General features: G+C 23.3%; 17 protein-coding genes and 2 pseudogenes. 14 read left to right on the forward strand and 5 right to left on the reverse strand.

The features are described from left to right. Positions 1-130: 130 nt before the first annotated feature. Positions 131-540 (forward strand): annotated as a pseudogene (locus AAHM78_RS00950) (helix-turn-helix domain-containing protein); the annotation flags it as partial. 16 nt (positions 541-556) lie between these two features. Here the strand turns inward: AAHM78_RS00950 and AAHM78_RS00955 are convergent. After that, the gene (locus AAHM78_RS00955) at positions 557-1501 is read right to left on the reverse strand and encodes an IS30 family transposase (protein WP_342254055.1); all 945 of its coding nucleotides are present in this window, start codon (positions 1499-1501) and stop codon (positions 557-559) included. A 101-nt stretch (positions 1502-1602) separates the two neighbouring features. Here AAHM78_RS00955 and AAHM78_RS00960 point away from each other — a divergent pair. Further along, positions 1603-2103, forward strand: a pseudogene (locus AAHM78_RS00960) (IS30 family transposase); the annotation flags it as partial. Between the two features lie 85 nt (positions 2104-2188). Here AAHM78_RS00960 and AAHM78_RS00965 read toward each other — a convergent pair. Beyond that, entirely contained in the window at positions 2189-3148 is a 960-nt protein-coding gene (locus AAHM78_RS00965) for an IS1595 family transposase (RefSeq protein WP_342254056.1), read from the reverse strand. A gap of 161 nt (positions 3149-3309) precedes the next feature. Here AAHM78_RS00965 and AAHM78_RS00970 point away from each other — a divergent pair, with 161 nt between their 5' ends. From AAHM78_RS00970 to AAHM78_RS01005, 8 genes are all read left to right on the forward strand, one after another. Next, the gene (locus AAHM78_RS00970; protein ID WP_338987949.1) at positions 3310-3480 is read left to right on the forward strand and encodes a hypothetical protein; all 171 of its coding nucleotides are present in this window, start codon (positions 3310-3312) and stop codon (positions 3478-3480) included. Positions 3481-3699: 219 nt separating this feature from the next. Next, positions 3700-4512, forward strand: coding sequence for a hypothetical protein (locus tag AAHM78_RS00975; RefSeq protein ID WP_342254057.1), 813 nt, complete (start codon positions 3700-3702; stop codon positions 4510-4512). Beyond that, a complete protein-coding gene (locus AAHM78_RS00980) occupies positions 4512-4985 on the forward strand; it encodes a 23S rRNA (pseudouridine(1915)-N(3))-methyltransferase RlmH (protein ID WP_342254058.1) in 474 nt (157 codons plus the stop codon). Before AAHM78_RS00975 ends, AAHM78_RS00980 begins: the two co-directional genes overlap by 1 nt. 12 nt (positions 4986-4997) lie before the next feature. Next, entirely contained in the window at positions 4998-5672 is a 675-nt protein-coding gene (locus AAHM78_RS00985; RefSeq protein WP_342254059.1) for a uracil-DNA glycosylase, read from the forward strand. Between the two features lie 110 nt (positions 5673-5782). Then, positions 5783-6730: a hypothetical protein gene (locus tag AAHM78_RS00990; RefSeq protein ID WP_342254060.1), complete on the forward strand. Its 948-nt coding sequence runs from the start codon at positions 5783-5785 to the stop codon at positions 6728-6730. 18 nt (positions 6731-6748) lie between these two features. Continuing rightward, a complete protein-coding gene (locus tag AAHM78_RS00995) occupies positions 6749-7873 on the forward strand; it encodes a bifunctional folylpolyglutamate synthase/dihydrofolate synthase (protein ID WP_342254061.1) in 1125 nt (374 codons plus the stop codon). Positions 7874-7888: 15 nt separating this feature from the next. Continuing rightward, a complete protein-coding gene (locus AAHM78_RS01000; RefSeq protein WP_342254062.1) occupies positions 7889-8584 on the forward strand; it encodes a hypothetical protein in 696 nt (231 codons plus the stop codon). 244 nt (positions 8585-8828) lie between these two features. Next, positions 8829-9335, forward strand: coding sequence for an IS1595 family transposase (locus tag AAHM78_RS01005; RefSeq protein ID WP_342252999.1), 507 nt, complete (start codon positions 8829-8831; stop codon positions 9333-9335). Between the two features lie 85 nt (positions 9336-9420). On the opposite strand, the gene AAHM78_RS01010 is transcribed toward AAHM78_RS01005, so the two are convergent. After that, on the reverse strand, positions 9421-9807 hold the full coding sequence (locus AAHM78_RS01010) for a hypothetical protein (protein ID WP_342252832.1): 387 nt from the start codon (positions 9805-9807) through the stop codon (positions 9421-9423). A gap of 165 nt (positions 9808-9972) precedes the next feature. Further along, positions 9973-10380 carry an IS1/IS1595 family N-terminal zinc-binding domain-containing protein gene (locus AAHM78_RS01015; RefSeq protein WP_342254063.1) on the reverse strand — a complete coding sequence of 136 codons (408 nt, stop codon included), beginning with the start codon at positions 10378-10380 and terminating at the stop codon, positions 9973-9975. A gap of 67 nt (positions 10381-10447) precedes the next feature. On the opposite strand from AAHM78_RS01015, the gene AAHM78_RS01020 reads away from it, so the two are divergent. Next, positions 10448-10684, forward strand: a complete 237-nt coding sequence (locus tag AAHM78_RS01020; protein WP_342254064.1) for a transposase — start codon at positions 10448-10450, stop codon at positions 10682-10684. 197 nt (positions 10685-10881) lie between these two features. Here the strand turns inward: AAHM78_RS01020 and AAHM78_RS01025 are convergent, their stop codons facing one another. After that, on the reverse strand, positions 10882-11826 hold the full coding sequence (locus AAHM78_RS01025) for an IS30 family transposase (protein ID WP_342254065.1): 945 nt from the start codon (positions 11824-11826) through the stop codon (positions 10882-10884). Positions 11827-12115: 289 nt separating this feature from the next. Here AAHM78_RS01025 and AAHM78_RS01030 point away from each other — a divergent pair, with 289 nt between their 5' ends. The 3 genes from AAHM78_RS01030 to AAHM78_RS01040 are packed head-to-tail and all read left to right on the forward strand — an operon-like array spanning position 12116 to position 13416. Further along, positions 12116-12574 (forward strand): ABC transporter permease subunit, encoded by a 459-nt coding sequence (locus AAHM78_RS01030; protein WP_342254066.1) that lies wholly within the window; start codon positions 12116-12118, stop codon positions 12572-12574. A gap of 33 nt (positions 12575-12607) precedes the next feature. Then, a complete protein-coding gene (locus AAHM78_RS01035) occupies positions 12608-13000 on the forward strand; it encodes a transposase family protein (protein WP_342254067.1) in 393 nt (130 codons plus the stop codon). Positions 13001-13059: 59 nt separating this feature from the next. Beyond that, a complete protein-coding gene (locus AAHM78_RS01040) occupies positions 13060-13416 on the forward strand; it encodes a transposase family protein (protein WP_342254964.1) in 357 nt (118 codons plus the stop codon). Positions 13417-13424: the final 8 nt, after the last annotated feature.

The following is a 13424-nucleotide window of genomic DNA, read 5'->3' on the forward strand; positions in this document are numbered from 1 at the left end:
AGTCGTTTGAAATAATCATTTGGAAGTCTTTAATTTTTTTTAATGCTTTAATTGTAAAATTAAAAAGGACACTTATATAAAAATTAAATTGTGTTAGTTCTATAATTAAGAAAAGAAAGGAATTAGCGCAATGTATAAGTATCTGAGTATTGAATCAATAATAGCAATAAAAGAATATAAAAATTATGGATTTTCGATTCGTAAAATAGCAAAAATTGTTGATTATAGTAAATCAACTGTACATAGAGTTTGTAGATTATTAAATAAAAACTTATTGCCATTAGAAATATTGAATCAATTTCAAAAAAATAAACAAAATGCAGGCAGAAAATTAATAATTTTAACTTTAACAGAAATTAATAGTATTAATCATTTGTTAATTACTAAAAAGTATGCTCTTGATATAATTGCTAACTTTTTAAAGGAAAATAAAATAAAAAGTATTTCAACAAAAAAACTTTATATAACGTGTTTAAAACAAATCGAATGGGTTTTGATGAAAATAACTTATTGAGAAAAGGCAAAAATAAATCTCACAAATAAATTGGACAGTTTTTTAAAATAATTGTATTAAATCTATTGGTCTTTTATAAGAGAGCGATTTTCTGGGTGTAGAATTAATTTGAAATGCTATAAAATTTAAATCTTTTTGTTTATATGAAGATAGATCTGTAGATTTTGGTAAATATCTTCTTAAAATACCATTATTATTTTCATTTAAACCCCTTTGGCAAGGTTTACCAGGATCTGCAAAATAAATTTTGACATTACAAATTTTTTCGATTAATCTTCATTTACTAAATTCTTTACCACGATCAAAAGTAATGGTTTTAACTGTTCCTTTTTGTAACTTTGAAATAAATTTTATTATACTTTTCGTAATATTTTCTGATTTATGATTTTTAGTTACTAAAGGAATTGTGGTTTTTGATCATATATCAGCCAAAGTAATAATAGAACTTTTATGATCTTTGCCAATGATAGTATCACCTTCTAAATGACCAAATTCTTGTATATTTTTAATATTAGGAATGATTAAATTTCTTGCATGAATAGACTTACAATTATTAATTTTGCCCCTAGTTTCTTTTTGTTTGTGAGATTTATTTTTGCCTTTTCTCAATAAGTTATTTTCATCAAAACCCATTCGATTTGTTTTAAACATGTTATATAAAGTTTTTGTTGAAATACTTTTTATTTTATTTTCCTTTAAAAAGTTAGCAATTATATCAAGAGCATACTTTTTAGTAATTAACAAATGATTAATACTATTAATTTCTGTTAAAGTTAAAATTATTAATTTTCTGCCTGCATTTTGTTTATTTTTTTGAAATTGATTCAATATTTCTAATGGCAATAAGTTTTTATTTAATAATCTACAAACTCTATGTACAGTTGATTTACTATAATCAACAATTTTTGCTATTTTACGAATCGAAAATCCATAATTTTTATATTCTTTTATTGCTATTATTGATTCAATACTCAGATACTTATACATTGCGCTAATTCCTTTCTTTTCTTAATTATAGAACTAACACAATTTAATTTTTATATAAGTGTCCTTTTTAATTTTACAATTAAAGCCCTGAGTTGTAAATACAAAAAGAAACTAGGGGCAAAATTAATAATTGTAAGTCTATTCATGCAAGAAATTTAATCATTCCTAATATTAAAAATATACAAGAATTTGGTCATTTAGAAGGTGATACTATCATTGGCAAAGATCATAAAAGTTCTATTATTACTTTGGATGATATATGATCAAAAACCACAATTCCTTTAGTAACTAAAAATCATAAATCAGAAAATATTACGAAAAGTATAATAAAATTTATTTCAAAGTTACAAAAAGGAACAGTTAAAACCATTACTTTTGATCGTGGTAAAGAATTTAGTAAATGAAGATTAATCGAAAAAATTTGTAATGTCAAAATTTATTTTGCAGATCCTGGTAAACCTTGCCAAAGGGGTTTAAATGAAAATAATAATGGTATTTTAAGAAGATATTTACCGAAATCTACAGATCTATCTTCATATAAACAAAAAGATTTAAATTTTATAGCATTTCAAATTAATTCTACACCCAGAAAATCGTTTTAATTTGCAAAAAAACTCTTGATGAAATAAAAAAAATCATCAACCTGGCCTAAAATTTGATTTTATTTAATTTTGGGATTTATTTTTTTTACAAACCGAAATATAATGCTTCAGATTTTGCATAAGGTGATATTTTATAATGTTGGTATTTAAATTTTCATAAATTGAGGTAATTTTGAATATTGGTAAATCCAATGCCATGATAATGAGTAATAAATTCTTTTAAATTTGATTGTATTTTACTGATATTACTTAAATTTTTATAATTTAATTCTTTATTTTCTTTTGATTTAAATTTCTTGAGAGTACATTTTGTTTGTTTAGCTACTGTATCATATAGTATTTGCATATCACAAACTATAATTGATTTTTCTTCGATAAGCTTAGATGTTAAATTTTCTTGTACTCATTTTTTTGTTAATCTTTTAGTATTGGTTGTTTGAGCATAAATATTTTTATTTTCATCAATTGCCATTTCAATACAACAGTTTAAATCTTTAGCATTTTCTTCAATTCATTTTTTTCTTGGATCATCTGGATTTTTGAAATTTCCTTTATGAATTTCTTTGATAAAAGTTTCATCAATTTCAATTCTACCTTTTAATTTTGTGAATGGTTTTTGTGTTTTTGCTAATTGTGATGATTTCATAAATTTTTGACGATTAAATCATGCTGATGTTTTTGAAATTTTAGCAAATTGAGAAATAGTATAAGCAGATTGACCTAACAATGACAATCAAATTATTCAATCTCATTGTTCATGAGATAAATGACTTCAATGTAAAAAATGATTTCTTAAAGCATCAAAGCTACTTTTACAATCTTTGCATAAATATTTTTGCTTATTATTCTTAAAACCATTTTTTACACATCAATAAGATTTACAATTTGGACATTGAATTCCTTTTTCTTTAAATTTTTTATCAATTGCATCTAATTTTTCTTTTTTCTCAATTTGTTTAATTCTATTTTTAAAATGTCTAATAATTTTTATAAATTCTTCATCTTTTTTGTTTTTTAAAACATCAATTAATTCATTATTAGTCACAAAAAATCACCCCTGATATAAAAATATTACTTTTAATTTTAAATTAAAAGTAATATCAAGATTTTTTGTGAAAATTAAAAGAAAATCGCTCTCTTATAAAAGACCAATAGATTTAATACAATTATTTTAAAAAACTGTCCCATTTATATTTACAACTCAGGATGCAAAATACTAACGATATTTTAGATGAAGAAATTTTAGAACAAAATGAAGATAAATTATCAACATATGAAAGTATATTAAAAGAAAATAAAGACAAATTACCAACACATGAAGAAGCAATGAAATTTCAACAAAAAATTAATAAATCTGATTTTTTAAAGATGAAATAGATTGGCAAAAGCAATTATCAACGATAAAAAAATATATAATTTTTAATTCCTTTTATGACAATAATAATTTTATTAAAATATTAAAATAAACATTAATATTTTAATTTTAAAAAATGTATTTTTACCTATATGAATTTCCTTTTGCTTTTTATAAAAAAATAAGTTACAATTCTTAGTGAATATTTAATTATTATTTAGTTTAAGGAGAATAACAATCAAATGCGTAAATTAATCACTTTATTTTCAACACTTAGTTTACTTTCTTCTTCTGTTAGTACTATTGTGGCTTGTGGTACTGGAGATGGTTCAAAAATTCAAACAAATTTTGAAAACGAGCCATCAAACAAAGAAGGTGATCCGTTAGTTGATTATGTTTATAATAAATACTATCAATATGATACTAAACTTTTATACAAACCACTCGCTGCATTTATGCAACTAGCAGCAGACAAAATTAGAATTGATCGTAATGCATTAGAAGTTACAGATGCCGCCAGGGATTTTTATAATAGTGACCAATATCAATCAGGTAATTATGAGAGTATTAATTATAATGTTAATAATGATCCAGATAAAGTAATGAATGAACCATTTAGTTGTAAAGATGCAAATGGAAGTCTTTTAGTTTTTGGTTTAACTGATAATGATATATCTAAACAGCAATATTATGGTTATTGATATGTTACATATGAAACAGCAACAGAAGCAGAAAACCCTTCAAAAGTTTCTAAAACTAGTATTGTTTCACCAAAAATTACTGACTTTAAAGATGATAAAAATAAAACCATTATTAAAAAAGGTTGAATTCATTTATTCTTTATAATGAAAGATTCAAAAATGAACAAGACTTTTAAAATTGATTTTAATATTCAAATTGATGTAATTTTTAGTTTATGAGTTGATAAAAATAAAAAAGAAATAGTTGTTATTAATCCAAATACTATTGATAAAGCTTTGGGTGATGTTGATTTTCGTAACCCAGATAAAGTGGTTCATGAAAGAATAAATAACATGGCTTTTTCAGAATTATAATGATAAATATTAAAATTGTTTGTATTGGCCAGTTGTCACAAACATATTTAAAATCAGCCGCCAAAGATTATTTAGAACGAATTAAAAAGCGAACTAATATTGAAACAAAAAATATTATCGAATCTAAATTAAATTCAATTCCTAATAATATTAAAATTGAAACTAATAAAATCACCGAATACATATCAAAGAATAATGATTATCAATGATTTTTATTAGATTTATCAGGACAATTAATAAGTAGTGAACAATTATCACAGATGATTAATAAAAATCAAATTTATCAACAAGGTAAAATTGGTTTTATTATTGGCGGTAGTAATGGTGTAGCACAAATATTAAAAGACAATATTAATTTAATTAAAATTTCCTTTGGTAAAATAACATTACCTCATCAATTATGTTATGTTGTTTTATTAGAACAAATATATCGTTCATTACAAATACTTAATAATCAAAGTTATCATAAGTAGTAGGTGAAAAAAATGTATAATAAAACTTTATTTGTTGATTCCTCATGATTAGAATTTTTTCAACAAGAATATAAAGAAGCATATTTTACTAAATTATTAGAAGATATTAAAAAGGAATATCAAACTTATCTTTGTTATCCTCAATGAGAAGAAATATTTCAAGCTTTTAAAATAACTCCTTTATCAAAGGTTAAAGTAATAATATTAGGTCAAGATCCTTATCATCAGCCAAATCAAGCTCATGGCTTAGCATTTAGTGTTCAAACAAATACTCCGTTACCACCAAGTTTAAAAAACATTTTTCAAGAACTAAAAAATGATTTAAATATTGAAAAAGATAATGATGGTAATTTAACAACTTGAGCTAAACAGGGAGTTTTGCTTTTAAATACAACTTTAACTGTCAGACAAAGTCAACCTAATAGTCATTTACAATATCAATGAGTAACTTTTACTGATCATGTTTTATCATTTTTAAATTTAAACTGTACTAATCTTGTTTTTATTTTATGAGGTAAAAATGCAAGAAATAAAAAAAAAATGCTAATTGATACAGAAAAACATTTTATTATTGAGAGTGCACATCCTTCGCCTTTAAGTGCTTATAATGGTTTTTTTAATTCAAGACCATTTAGCAAAACTAATAATTGATTGATTTCAAAAAATAAAACCCCCATTAAGTGATAAAAATAAAAAAATACTAATTTTATTATATGTATTTAAGCAAACAATGTTATGATATATTTGTTAAAATTAATATAGTTTTAAAGAATATTTCGGGAATGGTGGTTATTTAAATGCCCAATAGTTTAATATTTAATCACATATTTTCTCAACGATATGATTTAAATACCTTAAATTTATTTAGTAGATCTACAGCTATTTATTTAATTATTACTTTAATTAGCATAATGTTAGCATATATTTTAATGAATATTTTTTGAAAATGATTTCGTAAAGATAAATATAAAGGTGTTCGTTTTACTACTAAAAATATTGCTTATATAACAATGTTATCTTCAGTATCAGTTGTGGCAACTATTATTGTTTCTATTACGATACCCATTACAGTATTACCACCAATTAGAATTGCTTTTGAGGGTTTAATGATTAAAATAACCGGTTATATGTTTGGTCCAATTATAGGTATTATTTGTGCTGCAGTAACAGATATTTTAGTAATGTTATTTGTTCCTTCATATATTAGCGTTTATTATATGTTTTGTATTATTTTTACTGGTTTTTTGGCAGGAATTGCTGGAATATTTAAAGTAAAACTAAAAGATTATCCATGAGTTATTTTTGCTTTAATTAATTTTTTTATTATTTTCTTTGCTGTTGGCGGCATGTATATTGTTATTTCGGGTAAGCAATCATCATATTCTATGTCAGGAATTATTGTTAATAAATATGTTCTGGCTAGTATTATGGGTGGTGGTGGCATTATTGGCCTATTAAGTATTTATAGTGTTTTATTTTATTATTTATTGAAAAAAGAAATTTATAGAATTAAAGAAATTTTACCAATTATTTTATTAGCGGTAGTAGCTGAGTATGTAACAACAGTGCTTATAGCCTCCTATGCTGATATGACTTTATTTGATCCTAATGCCAAGGATTATGGAGTAACAGCAATTATGAGAATTGTGCAAGCACCTCTTAAAATTATAATTAATTCAATTATAATTTATGTGACTTGAAGAACCGTTAATCCTTTAATTAATATTGATAATAATAATTATTAAATAAAGGATTTTAAAAATATGAATGAAGAATTTTTTAAAAAAATATCTAAATATTCAAATAAAGATTGTTTAAAAAAATTAAAAATTATTAGTCCAAAATATTTAAACAATAATATTAAGTATATTCATGTAACCGGAACAAATGGTAAAGGTTCAGTATCGCGTTTAATTTTTGCTATATTATCACAAACCTTAAAACAAAAAATTGGTTTGTTTACTTCTCCCCATATTGAGTTTGTTAATGAACGAATTATTGTTAATGATAGAATGATTAGTAATCAAGATTTAGTTCGTATTAGAGACTTGATTTTTGATGATATTGAATATTATCAATTAGGTTTTTTTGGTATTTTAACTTTAATTGCATTAATTTATTTTCAAGAACAAAATGTGCAATGAGCAATAATTGAAGTTGGGATTGGTGGAAAAATTGATCCTACAAATATCATTGATGCAACATATGCTATTATCACTTCAATTGGTAAAGATCATCAAGATAGACTTGGTAAAACTACATCTGAAATATTACATCAAAAATTGGGAATAGTAAAACCAATGACAAAAAATCTTTTTATTTCAGGTAATTTAAATAATAAATTAAAAAAGCAAATTGATATGGAAGGTTATAAACCTATATATTCTCCAAGATTAATCAACCAACCATACTATCAAGAAAATAAAAAATTAGTTTTAACAGTAATTTCAAAAACATTTTTAGAAATTAATATTAAACAAGCTTTAAAAATCATTAATGATACTAATATTAGATTACGATTTCAGAAATATCAAATTAATGATAAAACTATTTATTTTGATGCTGCTCATAATATTGATGGTATTAAAGCATTAATTAAAACGCTAAAAATTAATAAAATTATTCCTCAACAAATTATATTTTCTTGTTTAAAAAATAAATATCCACAAAAATTAATTAGTTGTTTAAAAAAAGTCTCAGATAATATTATTATTTGTAGTAATAGTAATTTAAATAGTATTACTGGTGAATTTTTTGATTATCAAAAAATGATTGAATGTAGCCCTCATAAAATAATTTTAATTACGGGTTCTTGTTATTTTTTGGCAGATGTTTATAATTATTTAAGAACAAAGAAAATAATTATGATAAAAAAGGGTGGTAATTAAATGAATGTGTTGTTATTGAATATAATTAGTGGACTGTTAATTTTAATTACTTTTTTATTGATCACAGTTTTTGATTATAAAGATAATAAAAAAAAGATAAAGCAAATAAAATTTATTTGCTTAAGTGGAATAATGTTAGCATTAGCTGTTTCTTTAAATACAACAGGTGCTTTAATGTTAAAAAGTTTACCATTTTCTAAATATTTTGAAATTAAATTGGGTAATTTTATATTAGTTTTAATAGGTTTCTTTTGTGGTGGAATATTAGGGTTTCTTAGTGCTATTGCCAGTGATTTTTTAGGTTTATTATTTAGTACTAGTGGTGCATCACCATGTTTATTTTTTACTTTTACTAGTATTTTATGATGTATATTACCTTACTATTTAGTATTAAATTTTAGTAAAATTTATTATAGTAAAAAGACAATTTATTGATATTTGCCAATTGCTTATGCTATTACTTCATTAATTATTACTGGTACTGATCCTATTGCATTAAAAATATTATTTCCTGGATTACCACCTTTATGATTAATGTATTTTCCATTAAGAGTTATAAAATATCCTATTGATTTAACGGTTAATGTTTTTTTAATTATTACTTGTTATTCTGCATTAAAGAAAACTTTAAATTTAGAAAATCAATTTAAAAAATATTATTTCGCTACAGATCCGCAATCTTTACAATATAATAGAGTACCTGAAGAATAAACCAAAAAATAATTATTTAATTAAAATTTCTGATATTTTTTGTAACATTTTTAAATTTATCTCTTTATTGAGAATATATTAAATTAATAGTAATTTTTTAATGGAAATTATCCCCGCATGTACTAGTGTGGAGGAAAAAATGAATTGAAATGAATTCAACAGCATATTTCAAACTGAAAACGATTGTTTGAAATATATAGCGAAGTTTAAAACAATGAAATGCATCAGGTGTGCTTCTTCTAGTTTGAATGCTTCTGATTTGAGAAGAATACGATGTTTGAACTGTAACCAAACATTTAGTATTCTTTATGGAACCATTTTTTATAAGTCACAGACCCAAATGACATCTTGGTTTTATCTCATCTTTAGATGAATAAACACAAAGCATGGCATACCAGCAACCGATGTTGCAAGGGAATTGGGTGTGACCTATAAAACAGCTTGAAGAATGTGTCATGAAATCAGGACTAGAATTGGAAATCAAGATGCAGGTTTCATTGTTGATGGCACAGCACAGATGGATGAAATGTATCTTTCACATTTAGGTTTTAAAAAACAAGGAAGATCCTTGTTGAATAAAACTTTGATTGTTGGAGTTTATGAGAAAACCAGCAACAAACTAATTGTGAAGGTGCTGAAAAATGCAGATGAAAAAAACCTTTTAAGATTTGCATTGAAACACATTTTTACTGAGTGCTGTCTATTTACGGATTCTTGGAAGGGATATGTAAGTTTCAAAAACTTCTTTTAATTTTCAAAAAAACTCTTGATGAAATAAAAAAAATCATCAACCTGGCCTAAAATTTGATTTTATTTAATTTTGGGATTTATTTTTTTTACAAACTGAAATATAATGCTTCAGATTTTGCATAAGGTGATATTTTATAATGTTGGTATTTAAATTTTCATAAATTGAGGTAATTTTGAATATTGGTAAATCCAATGCCATGATAATGAGTAATAAATTCTTTTAAACTTGATTGTATTTTACTGATATTACTTAAATTTTTATAATTTAATTCTTTATTTTCTTTTGATTTAAATTTTTTGAGAGTACATTTTGTTTGTTTAGCTACTGTATCATATAGTATTTGCATATCACAAACTATAATTGATTTTTCTTCGATAAGCTTAGATGTTAAATTTTCTTGTACTCATTTTTTTGTTAATCTTTTAGTATTTGTTGTTTGAGCATAAATATTTTTATTTTCATCAATTGCCATTTCAATACAACAGTTTAAATTTTTAGCATTTTCTTCAATTCATTTTTTTCTTGGATCATCTGGATTTTTGAAATTTCCTTTATGAATTTCTTTGATAAAAGTTTCATCAATTTCAATTCTACCTTTTAATTTTGTGAATGGTTTTTGTGTTTTTGCTAATTGTGATTATTTCATAAATTTTTGACGATTAAATCATGCTGATGTTTTTGAAATTTTAGCAAATTGAGAAATAGTATAAGCAGATTGACCTAACAATGACAATCAAATTATTCAATCTCATTGTTCATGAGATAAATGACTTCAATGTAAAAAATGATTTCTTAAAGCATCAAAGCTACTTTTACAATCTTTGCATAAATATTTTTGCTTATTATTCTTAAAACCATTTTTTACACATCAATAAGATTTACAATTTGGACATTGAATTCCTTTTTCTTTAAATTTTTTATCAATTGCATCTAATTTTTCTTTTTTCTCAATTTGTTTAATTCTATTTTTAAAATGTCTAATAATTTTTATAAATTCTTCATCTTTTTTGTTTTTTAAAACATCAATTAATTCATTATTAGTCACAAAAAATCACCCCTGATATAAAAATATTACTTTTAATTTAAAATTAAAAGTAATATCAAGATTTTTTGTGAAAATTAAAAAAAACTTCTATCCCAAACATGAAATCGTAAATCATGAAGTTGGGTATGTGTCACCAACAGGTGTAAACACAAACCAGATTGAATCAGCACGAAAGCACATCCGACGAACTTTCCGAACACACATAAGAGTTTCAAAGCGCAATATTCATTTATATGCAAAAGAATCAGCATATAAATTCAATAACATACCTAGTTTTGAAACTGTAATTTTGTGTTTGATTTAAATACATGCGGGGATAATTTCCTAGGTAGGCTTTTATCTCCATTTATGTGATAAAATTTAAAAATAGTACATAAAGGGATAAAAGCCTTTTTAATATTACTATTTTAATTTTAATAGCATGTTTATTTTTATTGATATAGAAATCATGTAAAATGATTGTATTAAAACCTGAGTTGTAAATATAAATGGGACAGTTTTTTAAAATAATTGTATTAAATCTATTGGTCTTTTATAAGAGAGCGATTTTCTGGGTGTAGAATTAATTTGAAATGCTATAAAATTTAAATCTTTTTGTTTATATGAAGATAGATCTGTAGATTTTGGTAAATATCTTCTTAAAATACCATTATTATTTTCATTTAAACCCCTTTGGCAAGGTTTACCAGGATCTGCAAAATAAATTTTGACATTACAAATTTTTTCGATTAATCTTCATTTACTAAATTCTTTACCACGATCAAAAGTAATGGTTTTAACTGTTCCTTTTTGTAACTTTGAAATAAATTTTATTATACTTTTCGTAATATTTTCTGATTTATGATTTTTAGTTACTAAAGGAATTGTGGTTTTTGATCATATATCAGCCAAAGTAATAATAGAACTTTTATGATCTTTGCCAATGATAGTATCACCTTCTAAATGACCAAATTCTTGTATATTTTTAATATTAGGAATGATTAAATTTCTTTCATGAATAGACTTACAATTATTAATTTTGCCCCTAGTTTCTTTTTGTTTGTGAGATTTATTTTTGCCTTTTCTCAATAAGTTATTTTCATCAAAACCCATTCGATTTGTTTTAAACATGTTATATAAAGTTTTTGTCGAAATACTTTTTATTTTATTTTCCTTTAAAAAGTTAGCAATTATATCAAGAGCATACTTTTTAGTAATTAACAAATGATTAATACTATTAATTTCTGTTAAAGTTAAAATTATTAATTTTCTGCCTGCATTTTGTTTATTTTTTTGAAATTGATTCAATATTTCTAATGGCAATAATTTTTTATTTAATAATCTACAAACTCTATGTACGGTTGATTTACTATAATCAACAATTTTTGCTATTTTACGAATCGAAAATCCATAATTTTTATATTCTTTTATTGCTATTATTGATTCAATACTCAGATACTTATACATTGCGCTAATTCCTTTCTTTTCTTAATTATAGAACTAACACAATTTAATTTTTATATAAGTGTCCTTTTTAATTTTACAATTAAAGAGACTAAAAAAGAAGCTAATATGAAAAAAAAGAATTAATTAAGGATGAACAACAAAATGTTAAAATTGTTAATGTTGAATCAAAATCTTCAAAAATTTTTAAAAAAAATAAAATATTTAAAAGGAAAAGGAGAAAAAAATAATTACGTTACTCTCATTTTCAACAATTTTAGTTAATACATTATTATTTGCTTTTCCATTATTATTGTTATGTACAGGCGGAATTTTAAATACTAGAGCAGGGATTGTTAATTTTGGTTTTGATGGTATTATGTGTACTGGTGCTGCTACATATTGTATAATTGTTTCACAATTAAAAAATAATTTTGGTGGAGGAGTTGCAATTTTGGCATTTTTTATCACTATTATCATCGGAATTGTATTTGGTTTAATTCATAGTTTAGCAACCTTATTGTTTAGAACAAATCAATTTTTAGTATCAATGGTTATTAATTATTTTGGTTATGGATTAGCAGTAATTTTACCATTAACATTTACTGGAGAAATAAATTATTCATTAGCAAGTATTTATATTTATCAATTTTCTTGAATTGCAATTTTGGTAACTTTTTTAGCGATTTATATTTTTGCAGCTATTTTGTTTTTAACTAAGCTTGGATTATACATTAGACTTGGTGCAAAACCTTTAATTTTAACAATTTAACGATTATTATTAATATTAAAGGTGATAGTTATTATGTTGAAAAAATATAAAGATGATCAAGAATTTTATAGTTTAGTCGGCATAAAGCCAAAAACATTTTATAAAATGCTTGAAATTTTAAAAATTGCTGAGTCTAAACAAAAATATTATGGTGGTAGAAAAAATAAAATTGTAATTGAAGAGCGTTTATTAATGACTTTAGAATATTGAAAAGACTATAGTAGTTATAGAGTTATTGCGAAAAGATATAATATTATTCATACTAGTTGCATTCGTAATATTTTTTGAATTGAAAATATTTTAATAAAAAGCGGAATTTTTAATTTACCTGGAAAAAAAGATTTAACAAAAAATAAAGGTACTAATAATAATTTGTTAGCTATTGATGCTACTGAAACTCCAATTGAAAGAATTAAAAAAAACTAAAATTACTTTTTTCAGGTAAAAAGAAACATCATTCTCTCAAATACCAAATGATTATTGATATTTCCAATGGAAAAATTATTTCAACTGCTTTTTGTTTTGGAAGCATTCATGATTTTAAATTGCTTCTAAAATCTAAAACTTTTATTCATCCAGAAAAACAAGTTTTTGTTGATTCAGGTTATCAAGGTATACAAAATATTCACAAAAATACATTTTTGCCATTTAAAAAAAGTAAATACAATCAATTAACACCAATTCAAAAAGAATACAATAAAACTTTAAGTAAAATTAGAATTAAAATTGAACACGTATTTGCTAAACTAAAACGTTTTAAAATTTTAAGTTTAAAATATCGCAATAAAATACGAATATTTGCATTAAGATTTAATTTAATAGCAGGAATATATAATTTTTAATTACCTTA

It is taken from the genome of Spiroplasma endosymbiont of Zeiraphera isertana (assembly GCF_964030805.1).
Lineage (GTDB): Bacteria > Bacillota_I > Bacilli_A > Mycoplasmatales > VBWQ01 > Spiroplasma_E.